Origin of the sequence: Caproicibacter fermentans, assembly GCF_014303955.1 — a bacterium.
Classification (GTDB): domain Bacteria; phylum Bacillota; class Clostridia; order Oscillospirales; family Acutalibacteraceae; genus Caproicibacter; species Caproicibacter fermentans.
The window spans coordinates 597,384-614,466 of record NZ_CP060286.1; the positions used below are offsets into that span (position 1 = coordinate 597,384).

Sequence of the window (17,083 nt, forward strand, 5' to 3'; positions counted from 1 at the left end):
AAACCACCCCAACACATTCTATGTGCCGGGGCGGAATTTTGATTATTTTTTCAATACGGCTTTCAGTGCATCCACACGATCGCATTTTTCCCAGGAAACGCCGAGGTCCTCCCGGCCCATATGGCCGTAATTGGAGACAGAGCGGAAAATGGGGCGCCGAAGGTCCAAATCCCGGATGATCGCGCCGGGTCTTAAATCAAATGTCTTTTCAACCGCATCGGAGAGTTCTTCTCCCGTGTAAGGTGAAGTTCCGAACGTGTCGACACGGACGGAGACAGGCCTGGCAACGCCGATCGCATAGGCGAGCTGCACCTCGCATTTTCTGGCTATTCCCGCCGCGACAAGGTTTTTGGCGATGTAGCGGGCGGCATAGGACGCGGAGCGATCGACCTTCGTCGGGTCTTTCCCTGAAAATGCGCCGCCGCCGTGACGGGCATATCCGCCGTAGGTGTCAACGATGATTTTTCTTCCGGTCAGCCCGCTGTCTCCGACCGGACCGCCGATTACAAACCTTCCGGTTGGATTGACATAATACTTTGTTTTTTCATCCAGCCACCGCTGTGGAACCACCGCCTGAATCACATGTTTCATTACATCGACGCGAATCTGTTCCAAGGTGACATCCGGGCTATGCTGGGCCGAAACCACAACCGTGTCCACACGGACAGGTCTGTCTTCCTCGTATTCCACAGTAACCTGAGTTTTGCCATCCGGCCTCAGGTAAGGAATCAGTCCGGTTTTTCTCACTTCGCTCAGCCGCCTGGCCAGTTTATGGGCAAGTGAAATAGGAAGCGGCATCAGTTCGGGGGTTTCATCGCAGGCATAACCGAACATAAGCCCCTGGTCTCCGGCTCCAATCAGGTCGCTTTCATCCGTTGCGCCGTTTTTTGCTTCGTAGGAGCGGTCCACACCCATGGCGATGTCCGGCGACTGCACATCAATCGAAGTTAATACCCCGCAGGTGTTTCCGTCAAAACCGCAATCCGGGTTATTGTATCCGATATCCTTTACGACGTCCCTTGCAATGGAGGCAATATCCACGTAACAGTTTGTCGAGATTTCTCCCATTACATGAATGATTCCTGTCGTCGCCGTAACCTCACACGCAACGTGCGCCGCCGGGTCCTGGGCTATGATCGCGTCCAAAACGGCGTCCGCAATCTGGTCACACATTTTATCGGGGTGCCCTTCCGTTACGGATTCCGACGTAAAAAAATGCTTTGACATATATTTGTTTCCTCCTGACTTTCCTCAGTTGGCCTTAGGCCATCCCTGAAAAATAAAAAAACACCGTCCGGAAAACCGGACGGTATTGATCCACCTCATCTTTCGGCTTTCCCGCAGGATTTGGCACCTTACTTTCTTAAAAGCAGGTTGTCGGACATCACAGGGCCTGTTCCCTCCGTCGCTCTTGATAAGGACCTATTCATTTTTAATAAGCAAATTATAGCACAGGCCGCAGAAGTTGTAAAGCGTTAACCATAAAATACCCGGTTAATCATATTCTATGTCATTTGCCTATCCTGTTGTGTAAAATGGGACTGACTTTTTTATACAGCAGCATGGTCAGGCACGAAACGGTAACTCCTTTAAACAGGTTAAACGGTGCTACAGCCAGCATAATAAAGGTCGTAAGTCCCTGAATCGATGGGTTAACAGCGGAGCCCATACTGATTAATGCATTCATCGGCATGTGAAAAGCAGCCGCATAAACAGGAAGGAGCACATAGGCGTTTATCAGGCTGCTGACTACAATCAATGCCAGCGTTCCGGTAATTAAGCCGACAATCGCATACCGCCTTGATTTATGATGCTGATAAATGACCGCGCTGGGAATCACCATGGAACTTCCGAATAAAAAATTGGCAAGGTCGCCCACGCCTGCGGTAGAACTGCCGTGAATCAGCATATAAAGCAATACTTTGATCAGTTCAATCAGCACCCCGGCCGCAGGGCCCATTGCAAAGGCTCCGATCAGGACCGGTATTTCACTGAAGTCAAGTTGGTAAAATGCCGGAGCAAACCAAAGCGGAAACTCAAACATCATCAGTACGAAAGCGATTCCTGAAAGAACGCCGATCTGTGCGATACTCCTGGCATCCAGCTTTAATCCCTGTCTCTTGCCTGCTTTTTCATAATCCATTGAATTCATCTAATTTTCTCCTCTTCTTTCATCCGGACTTTACCGTCGGCTTCGGAATCGAACCGAAATCTGCGGCTGACTGCCGCTCGCGGGCTGATCGGCTGTTGCCGTTTTACCGCCGGTGGGGAAGTTCGCCCCGCCCTGAACCTTTTTCTTAAAAAATCATCCCGGATGCTCGGCAGGGTCAACGGATGAAATAAAAAAAGTCCCGCAAAAATGCGGGACGGAATAAACGTTATAAAACGCTTTTCTTCTTCCATCCGGACTTTACCGTCGGCTTTGGAATTCAACCAAAATCTGCGTTTCCGCTCGCGGGCTTGTCGGCTTAATGCCGCTTTACCGCCGGTGAGGAATTTCACCTCGCCCCGAAGACTGATTTATTTGTTTACAGTATATCACGGGAATCAGGTTCTGTCAAGATTCCGCCTGATATTCCTTTGGGATATTCCGGTCGATAATATCCTGTATGAACTGCTTGCTGAATTCCGGAGTCCGTTTCCGTACGCTGTGTTTCTTTGCCAGCGCGTCCGTATATTCGCTTAGCGGGTAAATCGCAAGATTCTCAAATCCGGTTTCATAGTGCGTGACAATCGGCTCAAATTTCATACTGGAGTATGTTGTTTTTCCTGTTTCAAAGTTTTTTGTCATTGTCACGGTCAGGAGACCGCTGACCATGTTTCTGCCATAGAGCTGCCCGGAAATGAAATTTCCCATTGCGAAAATCACAGGACATTTTGCCCCATCTGACGCTCTCATGAGCAAAGTGAGCTTTTGCACCACATGCGGGTGGTTTCCGAATATAATATCAGCGCCCCAGTCAACCATATTCTGCGCCAAATTTTTCTGCTTGTCCGTCAGGGTATAAGTGTCTTCCGTTCCCCAATGGACGGATATTACGACGACGTCGGCCATGCTTTTCGCCTTTTGAATCAGGCTTTTGATTAATTCCGTATCGCTCGCGTAGATGATCCTGTAATTTGATCCTTTCGGCAGGTACAAACCGTTGGTCATTTCCGTGATTCCGATATGGGCCGTTTTAATCCCTTTTGCTTCCACAATCCGTATATTCTGAAGGTCCTCATCATTTCGATAGGCCCCGACGACCTTGACCGGCTGGGTATCCCAGTAATCAAGCGTTGCCTTGATTCCTTTCTCGCCCATATCCAGCAGATGGTTGTTCGCCTGATTAATGACGTCGAACCCTAAATGGACCAGCTCGTCCCCAACTTCGGTCGGTGAATTAAAAAGAGGATAGCCTGAAATCGGCGCAGCCTTTGAGGCCAAAACAGATTCCTGATTAATCACCGCGACGTCGGCGCCGCGTATGGTGCCGGCAACGCGTTGATACATCGGGTCAAAATCGTAGCCTTTTCCTCCCGCCAGCTTTTGGGCATGGTTGTACACGGAACTGTGAATCAAATCGTCCCCGGCACCCAGAATCGTAATGGAAACCGGCTTTTGAACCGGTTTGGAGGAAGCAGCTTCTGATGCCGCTGAGGAGGATACGGATGATGATGGCACTGCGAAGGACGACGACTGGGCACGGTTGAAGCCCGGAATTTGTCCGGAATAAACCGCGGCTGCTGCGGCAAACACGGCGCACAATATTACGGCAACGGATATGACCGCCGTCCGCCGGGACGCGGAATGATTTTTTCTACGCATAAATCAATATACCTTCTTTGTATCACTATGATTGGGAATGATAACAGTATAACATACTGCGTTGGCAAAAGTCATGCAATTTCTGCCGCCGGCAGACTTATATCTTGAAAACATCGAGAAAAAGGTAGAAAAACTCGATCAAACTTGTTATTCTTATAATATAGTATTTTATTGGCAAATCCGAAGGAAGGTGATTGATTGAACCGCAAAAAAAGCCCCAAACTTGCCGCTGTCCTCGATATAGACTCCAATGCTCTGAAGATGCGAATTTCTCAGCTGAAAAAAGGAAAAATTGATGATCTCGAGACTCTCGAATATCCGCTGCACCTTGGCCATGAAGTTTTTACGGACGGAAAGATCAGCTTTGAAAGCCTGCGCGAACTGTCCTCCCTGCTGCACGGTTATGAAGACGTTTTGAACGGGTATGGCGTAACGGACTACAGGGCGGTTGCAACGACGGCTCTGAGAGAAGCGGAAAACCGATCGTTCATTATCGACCAGCTCAAAATTCAAAACGGATTGCAAATTGAAGTTCTTGAGGATGATCAGGAAAAGACCCTAATTTATTGGGAAATTTTAAATTATTTGAATAAAATTGAAAACAAACGGGGCGAAAGCGCTCTGATTTGTTATATCGGGGCCGGCACCATCGGCTTTTCGGTGTATGACGGAAAGCAAATGATTTTTTCTCAGAACATCCCGATGGGGTCTTTAAAGCTGCACGATATGCTGGGGAATATTCAAAATATGACGGAGGATTTTTATACCGTCGTCGAAGAATATTTGGATTCCATCCTAGGGCATATCAACATCCCACTGGAAAACGGCAAGGCTAATAATCTGATTTTGACCGGCAGCGGGATCCGACTGATTGCGAAGATCTGCGGAATTGAGCAGGCGGACGGGAGATATGAACTGGATTCCCTGAGAATCAAGGATTTATTCCAACAAATACGAAAGATGCCGCAGGAACGGATCGGTCGCAAATATAATCTTTCCGAAGAAACGGCGGAACTGCTGTATTCTTCTCTTTCAATCGCAATGAAACTTCTTCATTACACGAATTCCGCAACAATTCTGTCGCCGGAAGTGGAGCTTTGGGACGCTTTAATCCGGCAAATGCTGATTGCGAAAAGCTCGGGGCAATATCAGGACCATGTGCGCGTCAGCGCAATCTCCTGCGCAAAGAAAATTTCCGACTCCTATCATTGCAGCAGAGCGCATACGGAATGTGTCAGAGGGTTTTCCTGTAAAATTTTTGATAAAATGAAGGGCCTGCACGGTTTGGGCAGAAGAGAGCGCCTGCTTTTGGAACTGGCTTCCATCCTGCATGACTGCGGGCATTATGTTACGGTAAAGCAGCACCTTCAGAGCTCATTCGATATTATCAAGGACACGGATATTTACGGGCTCACAGACGAGGAAATGCTGCTGACGGCTTTTGTTGCACGCTATAATGAATACGACGTTCCCAGCCACCGGAACCACACCTTTGCGCTGCTGAGTGAAAATAACAGGCTGATCGTTTCAAAGCTGGTGGCAATCTTCCGGTTATCCAACGCACTTGACAAATCGCAGAAACAAAAGCTCTCCGATATCAAGGTCCGGCTGGAAAAGGACCGGTTGACGATTTCGGCCCAGAGCGACGCGAATCTTTTTTTGGAGCAATGGGCGTTTGATCAGTGTGCGCCGTATTTTAAAGAGGTTTTCGGTTGCAATCCCGAACTTACCATAAAATCTAACCTGCTGTGAAAAGGTTGTGTGACCATTGAGTGAGAAAGAAGAAAAACATGTGATCCCGTACATCAATCGGGAATTAAGCTGGGTCGATTTTAATTATCGCGTGCTGGAAGAATCCTTCCGAAAAGAAAATCCGATTATGGAACGAATGCGTTTTCTCGGCATTACGGCCTCGAACCTGGATGAATTTTTCATGGTGCGCGTCGCAGGTGTGGAAGATCAGGTAGATTCCCATTATTTCATGCGCGATCTTTCCGGATATACGCCCGCCGAACTGCTTTTGACTCTATCTCAAAAAATTCACAGCTTTATTGAAAAGCAGTATTCCTGTTTTACCCGCTCCGTTTTACCTGCTCTGAAAAAAAGCGGAATACGTTTTCTGAAAGCTGACGAGTTGAATGAAAGTCAGAAAAAATACATCTCCGAATATTTTGATAAGATTCTGTTCCCCGTTCTTACGCCTTTGGCCGTAGACAGAAGCCGGCCGTTTCCACTGCTCGCAAATCGCAGCCTGAATATTGCCGTCCGCCTGAAAGGCGAAGATGAATCTTATTTTGCGGTGGTTCAGGTCCCCGGCATTTTAACGCGTTTTCTAAATATTCCGTCGGAGGGCGGAAACGACTACATTCTTCTTGAAAATGTCATTATTTATAAGTTGGGGGAACTGTTTGAACTGAATGAAATCCGTTCGGCCTGTACCTTCCGCATTACAAGAAGCTCTGATCTTGATATTGATGAAGACTCGGACGACCTGCTGATTGAAGTACAGAAATTCCTGAAAAAGCGTAAACGCGGCAAACCCGTTCGCCTTGAACTTTCCCGGGGACATGACTATGAAACGGAATTGTTCCTGAAAGAAATGCTGGAGATTGAAGATCATCAAATTTATGAGATACCGGGCCCGCTGGATTTGACTTTCTGCTCCTCCTTTGCCTCTATGCCAAAATACGAGCAATTCTGCTACCGTCCGCTGCAGCCGGTTTATCCGCCGAGTGATTTTGCCGACTGTGACGATATTTTCAAAGCGATCCGAGAGCGGGACCGCATGGTTCATCATCCGTATGAAAGCTTTGAAACGGTCATCGATTTCGTTCGAACAGCCGCGGAGGATGAAAATGTCCTCGCGATTAAGCAGACGCTATACCGGGTCAGCGGACATTCCCCCATTGTTGCGGCGCTGATCCGCGCGGCTGAGAACGGAAAACAGGTAACCGTTTTGGTTGAACTAAAAGCCCGTTTTGATGAAGAAAACAACATTATGTGGGCGAAAAAACTGGAAGAAGCCGGATGCCATGTAATTTACGGGCTTGTCGGGTTAAAAACGCACTGCAAAATTTTGCTTGTCGTTCGCCGCGACGAAGACGGAATCCGAAGGTATGTACACATGGCTACGGGAAACTATAACGATTCAACGGCGAAAGTCTATACGGATATCGGCATTTTCACCTGTCGGGAACCATACGGGGGTTGACGCTTCTTCCCTTTTTAATGTCTTGACCGGCTATTCCCGCCCCCCTGAATATAATCGCTTTATCGTTGCCCCGTCAGCCCTTCGCCCTTTTTTTCTCCGCATGATTCGAAACGAGACAGAGAATGCAAAAAAATCTCTGCCCTGCGGAATTACCGCCAAGGTCAACTCTCTAGTGGACCCTGAGATCATTGATCTTCTGTATCAGGCGTCGAAAGCGGGAGTTCCGGTTCACCTGATTGTACGCGGCATTTGCTGCCTGATTCCCGGAAAAACAGGATTCAGTGAAAACATTACGGTAAGAAGCATTGTAGGAAGATTGCTGGAACACAGCCGCATTTTTGTATTTGGAAACGCCGGAAATACAAAAGTGTTTCTCGGAAGCGCCGACTGGATGCAGCGAAATTTGGACCGCCGTGTGGAACTTGTCTTCCCCGTGGAAGACGAACATCTTCGCGGCAGAATCATGAAGATAGTCGACTTGCTGTTAAACGACAACGAGAACGCGCGCACCATGGAAGCCGACGGCACTTACTCCAGAGTAGACAGAAGAGGAAAAACACCTCTCAGCTGCCAGGATGAGTTCGCAAAAATCGCTCAGCAATATGCACACTTCCAGTTAGACAGAGAAGTTTCAGCACCTGAAACTGCTTACTCAATAAAACGGAAAGGAATCACGGAACCATGAAAAAGATAGGACTGCTGACAAGTGGAGGCGACTGCCAGGGACTGAATGCAGCCCTTCGCGGAATTGCGAAATCTCTTTACAACCGAATGGGCCGAAACATAGAATTATATGGCATTCAGGATGGTTACCGGGGCCTGATGGAGGGAATCTGCCGCCGCATGGACGCGGATGATTTTTCCGGAATTCTGACTTTGGGAGGAACCGTTCTCGGAACATCCAGGCAGCCGTTCAAACAAATGCGGACGGAAAACGATGATAAGGTCAAAAAAATGAAATCAAATTACAAAAAATGGGGATTAGACTGTCTTATCATTCTGGGCGGCAACGGTACGCATAAGACAGCCAACCTCCTTTGGGAAGAGGGGTTGAACATTATCACTCTTCCCAAGACAATCGATAACGATTTGTGGGGAACGGACATGAGCTTTGGATTCCAGAGCGCTGTCGAAAACGCGGCTCACGTCATCGACTGCATTCACACCACCGCGACCTCGCACAGCAGGGTCTTTATCGTGGAAATCATGGGCCATAAAGTAGGCTGGCTGACTCTGTATGCAGGCATCGCGGGCGGAGCCGATGTCATTCTGATGCCGGAAATGCCTTACAATATTGAAAGTGTTGCGGAATCTCTACGCAAAAGGAATCAGCAGGGAAAACGCTTTTCCATACTTGCTGTTGCCGAAGGTGCAATCTCCATAGATGAGTCCGGACTCAGCAAAAAACAGTTTAAGGCGGAGCGGGTAAAAATGCCTTATCCATCCATTTCTTACCGCCTTGCAGATGAAATTGAAAAAATGACGGAACAGGAAACAAGAGTAACCGTTCCTGGCCATTTTCAGCGCGGTGGAAGCCCATGCCCGTATGACCGTGTCCTTGCCACACGGTTCGGTGCTGCAGCAGCAAAACTGGTCGTTGAAGAAAATTATGGAAACATGGTGTCGCTTCAAAACGACCGTATTGTTGCCGTACCACTGCAGGAGGTCGCCGGAAAATTAAAGACTGTACCGCTCGACAGTGAAATAATCCTGACTGCTCAGGATACCGGTATCAGCTTTGGAAATTGATTAATAAGCAAAAGAATGAATGCTACCCGGGCGCCTCTTTAAAGCTGCCTTTCAGACAAATCTTCTGAGTCGTCGAGGGTTATTAAAAAAACATGGCCCGGCGAGGAATTTACCTCACCGGGCCATGCTGATAAACAGTCTAACAACCGCTAATTACTCAATAATTTTGGAAACGACGCCGGAACCGACCGTGTGGCCGCCCTCACGGATCGCGAAACGAAGTCCCTCTTCCATAGCAATCGGCGTAATTAATTCAACCGTCATCTGAACGTTATCGCCAGGCATGCACATCTCGGTTCCTTCCGGAAGATCGATGGTACCTGTAACGTCTGTTGTACGGAAATAGAACTGCGGACGATAATTGTTGAAGAACGGAGTATGACGGCCGCCTTCATCCTTCGTCAGAACATAAACCTGACCGACAAACTTGGTATGCGGATGCACACTGCCCGGCTTTGCAATAACCTGACCGCGCTCAATTTCTTCTCTCTGAATACCGCGGAGAAGCATACCGATGTTATCGCCGGCTTCTGCGAAGTCGAGGGACTTACGGAACATTTCGAGGCCCGTGATAACAGACTTCTTCTTCTCCGGAGAAAGACCGACAATTTCAACTTCATCGCCGATTTTGGCCATACCGCGCTCAACTCTGCCCGTAGCGACTGTGCCGCGGCCGCTGATAGTCATAACATCCTCGACAGGCATCAGGAACGGAAGATCAGACTTGCGTTCCGGAGTCGGGATGAAGCTGTCAACAGCATCCATCAGTTCCCAGATGGATTTGTATTCCGGCGCATCGGGATCCTTGGAGGTGCATTCCAGCGCTTTCAGAGCGGAACCGCGAATAATCGGGGTATCGTCACCGGGGAATTCATATTCGTTCAGCAGATCACGAATTTCCATTTCAACAAGGTCAAGAAGCTCTTCATCGTCAACCTGGTCAACCTTGTTCATATAAACAACGATATAAGGCACGCCTACCTGACGGGCAAGCAGAATGTGCTCACGGGTCTGGGGCATCGGACCGTCCGCAGCAGAGACGACAAGGATCGCGCCGTCCATCTGTGCAGCACCGGTAATCATATTTTTAACATAGTCGGCATGGCCCGGGCAGTCAACGTGAGCATAGTGGCGGGCTTCCGTTTGATACTCAACGTGAGCCGTATTAATTGTAATACCACGTGCTCTTTCTTCCGGTGCCTTGTCGATGTTTGCGTAATCGACAAAATCAGCTTCACCTTTGAAGTTAAGAACCTTCGTGATAGCCGCAGTCAAAGTGGTCTTACCATGGTCAACGTGACCGATGGTGCCAATGTTTACATGAGGTTTCGACCTGTCAAATTTTGCTTTTGCCATTGGAGATCCTCCTTTTTATTTATCCGAACTGGAATGATAGATTTTACATTATGCTTAACATTCTAACAATAAAAAGGTTAAAAAGCAAGCATATTTTACGAGGTTATTCCGATTTTTTACTGCGGGACGTAATAATCTTTTCCGAAATATTCTTCGGTACTTCCGTATAGCTGCCGGGCTCCATAACATACTGGCCCCGGCCCTGCGTTTTAGACCGCAGATCGGTGGAATAGCCGAACATTTCCGAAAGCGGAACCATAGCGCGAATCTGCTGCGCGCCCGGGATTGCGTCCATTCCTTCGATCATTCCGCGACGGGAGTTCAGGTCGCCCATCACGTCGCCCATGTAATCTTCCGGAACGGTAACACTAACCTTCATAATCGGTTCCAAAATAACCGGATCGGCTTTCGTCATAGCTTCCTTAAACGCCATTGAACCGGCAATCTTAAACGCGAGCTCCGAAGAGTCGACTTCGTGGAACGATCCATCGTAAAGCGTGACCTTGGCATCCACAACCGGATAGCCCGCCATAACGCCGGACAGCATCGCGCCCTGAATTCCCTGGTCTACGGCAGGAATAAATTCCTTCGGAATCGCACCGCCCGTAACGGCGTTGACAAATTCATAACCCTTGCCCGGATTCGGTTCCAGTTTAATCTTAACATGACCGTACTGGCCATGGCCGCCCGACTGCCTTGCGTATTTGGTTTCGACGTCGGCAAGACGGCGCACCGTTTCTTTATAAGCAACCTGAGGCTTACCGACGTTTGCTTCCACATGGAATTCCCGCAGCAAACGGTCGACGATAATTTCCAGGTGCAGTTCGCCCATGCCGGCAATAATAGTCTGACCGGTCTCCTCATCCGTGTAGGCCTTGAATGTCGGGTCTTCTTCCGCCAGCTTGGCGAGAGCAATGCCCATTTTTTCCTGGCCGGCCTTGGTTTTAGGCTCGATTGCAACACGGATAACCGGGTCCGGGAATTCCATGGATTCGAGCACGATTTTGCGCTTCGGATCGCACAGGGTATCGCCGGTCGTTGTGTTTTTCAGACCGACCGCCGCCGCGATGTCGCCGGAGTAAACCGTTTCAAGGTCCTGACGGTGGTTCGCGTGCATCTGAAGAATGCGGCCCAGTCTTTCATTATTGTCCTTGACGGAGTTGTAAACCGTGGAACCGGCATCAACCTTACCGGAATATACGCGGAAAAATGCCAGCTTTCCGACAAACGGATCCGTGGCAATCTTAAACGCAAGCGCCGCGAAAGGCTCGTCATCGCTCGCATGGCAGTCCTCTTCCTCCCCGGTGTCCGGATTGGTGCCGCGAATTGCGGGAATGTCGGTAGGAGCCGGCATATACGCGATGATCGCGTCGAGCAGCTTCTGCACGCCTTTGTTTTTATACGAGGTTCCGCAGGTAACAGGCACAAATTTATTTGCGATCGTCGCCTTGCGAATCACCTTTTCAATTTCCGCCTTGGTCATTTCTTCGCCGTTCAGGTACTTCTCCATCAGATCATCGTCCTGTTCGGCAACCGCCTCCAGGAGCTCGGCATGATATTTCTCGGCAAGCTCCTTCATGTCCTCAGGAATGTCTTCGACCTTCATGTCTTTGCCCATTTCGTCATAATAGACGTCGGCCTTCATGTCGATCAGGTCGATAATTCCTTTAAAGGTATCTTCGCTGCCAATCGGCAGCTGAATGGGAACGGCGTTGCACTTCAGGCGGTCTTTCATCATCTGGACGGTGCGGAAAAAATCCGCGCCCATAATGTCCATTTTGTTGACGTAAGCCATGCGCGGAACACTGAACTGTTCCGCCTGACGCCAAACGGTTTCAGACTGCGGCTCAACGCCGCCCTTTGCATCATAAACCGCTACGGCGCCGTCGAGCACGCGCAGAGCACGCTCAACTTCTACCGTAAAGTCAACGTGGCCCGGTGTGTCGATAATATTGATCCGGTGGCCCTTCCAAAAGCAGGTCGTGGCGGCGGAAGTGATGGTAATGCCCCGCTCCTGCTCCTGCACCATCCAGTCCATTGTTGCGGCTCCATCGTGAACTTCACCGATTTTATGATTGATTCCAGTGTAATACAGGATGCGTTCGGTAGTGGTAGTCTTACCGGCATCGATGTGAGCCATAATGCCGATATTGCGGGTTAATTCAAGTGATACCTGCCTTGGCATAATTTCCTCCTAAATATACTGAAAATGTGCAGGCCGGCCATTACCAGCGGTAATGTGCAAATGCCCTGTTTGCCTCTGCCATCTTATGCGTTTCGTCACGCTTCTTGGCAGCGCCGCCAGCACCGTTCAAAGCATCAAGGATTTCGCCGGCAAGTCTTTCCCTCATGGTCTTTTCGCTGCGCAGTCTGGAATAATTGGTGACCCAGCGCAGGCCCAGAGTCTGCCGTCTTTCCGGACGGACCTCCATCGGGACCTGGTAGGTGGCGCCGCCGACACGGCGGGCCTTGACTTCCAGAGAAGGCATTACATTTTCCATGGCCTGCTCAAAAACATCCAACGGTTCTTTTCCCGTTTTGTCCCTGATAATATCAAATGCACCGTAAACGATTTTCTGGGCAACGCCCTTTTTCCCGTCGTACATGATATTATTAATCAATCGTGTTACAATTTTGGAATTATAAAGTGGATCCGGCAAAACATCGCGTTTCGCGGTTGAACCTCTTCTTGGCACTTTACTTCCCTCCTTCACAGAAATGAATTCATCGGTACTCGAAAGCGACATAACTCCCGTGGCCAGTACAGAGGCGCTCTATATGGTCAAACGCCGCTGCATTTCAGTTTTTTCAACATGCAGCCGTCAGGTTTCTGTCATCGTTAAATTGGCGTGCTGCTTATTTTTTGGCAGCACCGGCCTTCGGCCGTTTCGCACCATACTTGGAACGGGCCTGCATACGCTGAGCAACGCCCTGCGCGTCCAGAGTTCCGCGAATGATATGGTAACGCACGCCAGGAAGGTCCTTGACACGTCCGCCGCGAATCATCACGACGCTGTGTTCCTGCAGGTTGTGACCAACGCCGGGAATATAGGCGCTGACTTCGATTCCGTTGGAAAGCCTGACTCTTGCGATTTTTCTCAAAGCAGAATTCGGCTTTTTCGGGGTCGCGGTTTTTACAACCGTACAGACACCACGCTTTTGCGGAGAATCCTGATCGATGGAAATACGTTTCTTCGAGTTCCAGCCCTTTAAAAGTGCGGGGGCCTTCGCTTTCTTTGCGGATACTTCCCTGCCGGTATTGACCAATTGGTTAAAGGTTGGCATATGACACCTCCTAACAAAAATATTTATGTCAAGCCGCCCTTTTTGGGGCGGCGTGAACAACAAATTTTCAATCGGCTCTATTTTTAGCTGGTGCTAAAAATTGCAACCATCACGATTTTACATTATAAGCCTAAACCGCATCATTTGTCAAGTTTTCTCCGGTCGGCTCGATTTCCACGTCACTATAGCATTTCATGCCGGTTCCTGCCGGGATGAGCTTCCCGATAATAACGTTTTCCTTAAGGCCCAGTAAAGGATCGACCTTGCCCTTGATCGCGGCATCGGTCAGCACGCGGGTCGTTTCCTGGAAGGACGCCGCGGAAAGGAATGAATCCGTCGCGAGAGACGCTTTTGTAATACCCAAAAGAACCGGGGTCGCGGTTGCCTCCTGCAGATCGGTTTCCCCTGCGGCGATGCGATCGCGTACAATTTGATTTTCGGCCTCCAGTTCGCTCTTTTCAACCAGAGCGCTGGGCAGCAGGGTTGTGTCGCCCGCCTCATCGACGCGAACTTTCTTCAGCATCTGGCGTACAATAACCTCAATATGCTTGTCGTTGATATCAACGCCCTGCATCCGGTAAACCTTCTGAACCTCTTCAATCAGATAATCCTGGACGGCCTGAGTTCCGGTGATTGCCAAAACATCGTGCGGATTGACCGAACCTTCCGTCAGACGGGTACCGGCCTTGATCTCGTCGCCTTCACTGACAATAATACGGGAACCAAACGGAATTAAATACGATTTGCTGTCTCCGGTTTCGGAGTTCGTCACAACGACGTGGCGGCTCTTTTTGATTTCGTCAAAGGAAACCGTACCGGCAATCTCGCTGATAATGGCAAGATGCTTCGGTTTTCTGCCTTCGAACAGCTCTTCAACGCGGGGCAGGCCCTGTGTGATATCTTCCGCACTGGCAACACCGCCGGTGTGGAAGGTTCTCATGGTCAGTTGCGTGCCGGGCTCGCCGATCGACTGCGCGGCGATAATACCGACCGCTTCGCCGACCATAACGGGCATCCTTGTCGCAAGGTTTGCGCCGTAACATTTTTTGCAGACGCCGTGTTTCGCGCGGCATTCCAGGATCGAACGGATTTTGATTCTCTTAACGCCCTTTGAAACGATGATGTCGGCGTCATTCTCATCCATCAGTTTATCCTTGGAAACCAGCACTTCTCCGCTTTCTTCGTCCACGAAGTCTTCCAGCAGATAACGTCCGATCAGACGTTCGTGCATGGTCTCGATAATTTCCTTGCCTTCCTTGATATCAAAGATCTCAAGGCCCTCGGTTGCTCCGCAGTCGTCTTCACGGATAATGACATCCTGCGAAACATCGACCAGACGGCGGGTCAGGTAACCGGAGTCCGCCGTACGCAGAGCCGTGTCGGCAAGGCCTTTCCGGGCGCCGCGCGAAGAAATAAAGTATTCCAGAATATTCAGGCCTTCGCGGTAATTCGCACGGATCGGAATTTCGATTGTTTTACCGGACGTATTTGCAATCAGGCCGCGCATGCCGGCCAGCTGACGAATCTGACTCATGGAACCGCGGGCGCCGGAGTCAGCCATCATGAAAATCGGGTTGTAGCGGTTCAGGTTCTTTTGCAGCGCGGTGGACACGTCTTCCGTTGCTTTCGTCCAGGTTTTCAGAACCGCGTTGTAGCGCTCACCGTTGGACAGCAAGCCCATTTTATATTGCTCGGAAACTTCGTCAATCTTCTTCTCCGCTTCCGCAATGATATCCTTCTTCTGCGGCGGAATCGTGGCGTCGCTGACGGAAACGGTGATTCCGCTGCGGGTGGAATACCGGTATCCCTGCGCCTTGATTGCGTCGAGAACCTCCGATGTTTTCGGCACGCCATGAACCTCTATGCAGCGGTCAATGATCTGGCCCAGCTGCTTTTTCCCAACCAGAAATTCAATTTCCAGCTTAAAACGATTTTCCGGCTTGGAACGGTCCACATAACCAAGATCCTGTGGGACCGGGCGATTGAAAATCATGCGTCCGACGGTTGTTTCAATCATCTGGGTTTCGGGCTTGCCGTCGAATACCAAAGTCCTGCGGACTTTGATCTTTGCATGAAGGCCGATTACATGCTCGTTGTAAGCCATGATTGCCTCGTCAAAGTCGCGGAAGCATTTGCCCTCACCCGTCTCTCCGGCCTTATCCAGCGTCAGATAATACGAACCCAGAACCATGTCCTGCGTCGGCACGGTAACAGGGCGCCCGTCGGAAGGCTTTAACAGGTTGCCTGCCGCAAGCATCAGGAAGCGGGCTTCCGCCTGCGCTTCTGAGGAAAGCGGAACGTGTACGGCCATCTGGTCTCCGTCGAAATCCGCGTTATACGCGGTGCAGGCCAGCGGATGCAGCTTAAGCGCTCTTCCTTCAACCAGGACCGGCTCAAACGCCTGAATGCCCAGACGGTGCAGAGTCGGCGCGCGGTTCAACAGCACCGGATGGTTTTTTATGACGATTTCAAGCGCATCCCAAACTTCCGGCTTGGCTCGTTCAACCGCTTTTCTGGCCGCCTTGATATTGCCGGCAGCCTGTGTCTCGACCAAGCGTTTCATGACAAAAGGCTTAAAAAGTTCCAGCGCCATTTCTTTGGGAAGTCCGCACTGGTACATTTTCAGATCAGGACCGACAACAATAACCGAACGGCCCGAATAGTCGACGCGTTTGCCAAGCAGGTTTTGGCGGAAACGGCCCTGTTTGCCCTTCAGCATGTCGGAAAGAGACTTTAGCGGGCGATTGTTCGGCCCGGTAACCGGGCGTCCGCGGCGGCCGTTATCGATCAGCGCGTCCACAGCCTCCTGCAGCATCCGCTTTTCGTTGCGGACGATAATATCCGGGGCGCCAAGCTCCAAAAGTCTTTTTAAGCGATTGTTGCGGTTGATGACACGGCGGTACAGGTCGTTCAGGTCGGACGTTGCAAACCGGCCGCCGTCCAGCTGCACCATCGGCCTCAGATCCGGCGGAATAACCGGAATAGCGTCCATAATCATCCATTCGGGGCGGTTGCCCGAAAGTCGGAAAGCCTCTACTACTTCAAGGCGTTTCAGAATGCGGACCTTCTTCTGGCCAGTCGCATTGACAAGCTCAGTTTTCAGTTCCGTCGAAACCTCGTCCAGATCGATTTCGGAAAGGAGCTTTTGAACAGATTCCGCTCCCATGCCCGCTTCAAAATCGTCCTCGTACTTTTCACGCATGTCGCGGTATTCTTTTTCATTCAGGAGCTGTTTTTTTTGGAGCTCCCTGACATCGCCCGGATCCGTTACGATATAAAGGGCAAAATAAAGCACCTTTTCCAGCATTCTGGGCGAAATGTCAAGCATCAGTCCCATGCGGGAAGGGATCCCTTTGAAATACCAGATGTGGGAAACGGGGGCCGCCAGTTCAATGTGGCCCATCCGCTCACGGCGAACCTTCGCGCGCGTCACTTCAACACCGCAGCGTTCGCAGATTTTCCCCTTGTAACGAATTCTCTTATACTTACCGCAATGGCATTCCCAGTCCTTCGTAGGCCCGAAAATGCGTTCGCAGAATAAACCGTCACGCTCCGGCTTTAACGTGCGGTAATTGATCGTTTCCGGCTTTTTTACCTCACCGTGCGACCACTCACGAATTTTTTCAGGTGAAGCAAGTCCAATCTTTATGGATTCAAAGGTGTTAAATTCCATA

General features: G+C 50.0%; 12 protein-coding genes and 3 riboswitches. Of the genes, 4 read left to right on the forward strand and 8 right to left on the reverse strand.

Annotated elements, in window-relative coordinates:
• Positions 1–42: 42 nt before the first annotated feature.
• The 3 genes from metK to HCR03_RS02960 form a co-directional block, all read right to left on the reverse strand.
• Positions 43–1,227, reverse strand: a complete 1,185-nt coding sequence (gene metK, locus HCR03_RS02950) for a methionine adenosyltransferase (RefSeq protein ID WP_156991437.1) — start codon at positions 1,225–1,227, stop codon at positions 43–45.
• A 92-nt stretch (positions 1,228–1,319) separates the two neighbouring features.
• A riboswitch (SAM riboswitch) is annotated at positions 1,320–1,421 on the reverse strand.
• A gap of 89 nt (positions 1,422–1,510) precedes the next feature.
• Positions 1,511–2,152 (reverse strand): ECF transporter S component, encoded by a 642-nt coding sequence (locus tag HCR03_RS02955; protein WP_228725077.1) that lies wholly within the window; start codon positions 2,150–2,152, stop codon positions 1,511–1,513.
• 7 nt (positions 2,153–2,159) lie between these two features.
• A riboswitch (FMN riboswitch) is annotated at positions 2,160–2,296 on the reverse strand.
• Between the two features lie 91 nt (positions 2,297–2,387).
• Positions 2,388–2,520, reverse strand: a riboswitch (FMN riboswitch).
• A 37-nt stretch (positions 2,521–2,557) separates the two neighbouring features.
• Positions 2,558–3,808 carry a CapA family protein gene (locus tag HCR03_RS02960; RefSeq protein WP_187036614.1) on the reverse strand — a complete coding sequence of 417 codons (1,251 nt, stop codon included), beginning with the start codon at positions 3,806–3,808 and terminating at the stop codon, positions 2,558–2,560.
• 198 nt (positions 3,809–4,006) lie between these two features.
• Here HCR03_RS02960 and HCR03_RS02965 point away from each other — a divergent pair, with 198 nt between their 5' ends.
• From HCR03_RS02965 to HCR03_RS02975, 4 genes are all read left to right on the forward strand, one after another.
• Positions 4,007–5,560, forward strand: coding sequence for a Ppx/GppA phosphatase family protein (locus tag HCR03_RS02965; RefSeq protein WP_187036616.1), 1,554 nt, complete (start codon positions 4,007–4,009; stop codon positions 5,558–5,560).
• A 16-nt stretch (positions 5,561–5,576) separates the two neighbouring features.
• Complete coding sequence (gene ppk1 / locus HCR03_RS02970) at positions 5,577–7,019, forward strand: polyphosphate kinase 1 (RefSeq protein ID WP_228725078.1); 1,443 nt, start codon at positions 5,577–5,579, stop codon at positions 7,017–7,019.
• Between the two features lie 100 nt (positions 7,020–7,119).
• Positions 7,120–7,704: a polyphosphate kinase gene (locus HCR03_RS19630; protein ID WP_267459213.1), complete on the forward strand. Its 585-nt coding sequence runs from the start codon at positions 7,120–7,122 to the stop codon at positions 7,702–7,704.
• Positions 7,701–8,768 (forward strand): 6-phosphofructokinase, encoded by a 1,068-nt coding sequence (locus HCR03_RS02975; protein ID WP_156991439.1) that lies wholly within the window; start codon positions 7,701–7,703, stop codon positions 8,766–8,768. Before HCR03_RS19630 ends, HCR03_RS02975 begins: the two co-directional genes overlap by 4 nt.
• 153 nt (positions 8,769–8,921) lie before the next feature.
• On the opposite strand, the gene tuf is transcribed toward HCR03_RS02975, so the two are convergent.
• From tuf to rpoC, 5 genes are all read right to left on the reverse strand, one after another.
• The gene (gene tuf, locus HCR03_RS02980; protein ID WP_187036618.1) at positions 8,922–10,124 is read right to left on the reverse strand and encodes an elongation factor Tu; all 1,203 of its coding nucleotides are present in this window, start codon (positions 10,122–10,124) and stop codon (positions 8,922–8,924) included.
• A gap of 103 nt (positions 10,125–10,227) precedes the next feature.
• Complete coding sequence (gene fusA, locus HCR03_RS02985) at positions 10,228–12,309, reverse strand: elongation factor G (protein ID WP_066644163.1); 2,082 nt, start codon at positions 12,307–12,309, stop codon at positions 10,228–10,230.
• A gap of 40 nt (positions 12,310–12,349) precedes the next feature.
• Positions 12,350–12,820: a 30S ribosomal protein S7 gene (rpsG, locus tag HCR03_RS02990; protein WP_066644162.1), complete on the reverse strand. Its 471-nt coding sequence runs from the start codon at positions 12,818–12,820 to the stop codon at positions 12,350–12,352.
• A gap of 160 nt (positions 12,821–12,980) precedes the next feature.
• On the reverse strand, positions 12,981–13,409 hold the full coding sequence (gene rpsL, locus HCR03_RS02995) for a 30S ribosomal protein S12 (protein ID WP_066644161.1): 429 nt from the start codon (positions 13,407–13,409) through the stop codon (positions 12,981–12,983).
• 130 nt (positions 13,410–13,539) lie between these two features.
• Positions 13,540–17,082 carry a DNA-directed RNA polymerase subunit beta' gene (gene rpoC, locus HCR03_RS03000; protein ID WP_066644160.1) on the reverse strand — a complete coding sequence of 1,181 codons (3,543 nt, stop codon included), beginning with the start codon at positions 17,080–17,082 and terminating at the stop codon, positions 13,540–13,542.
• Position 17,083: the final 1 nt, after the last annotated feature.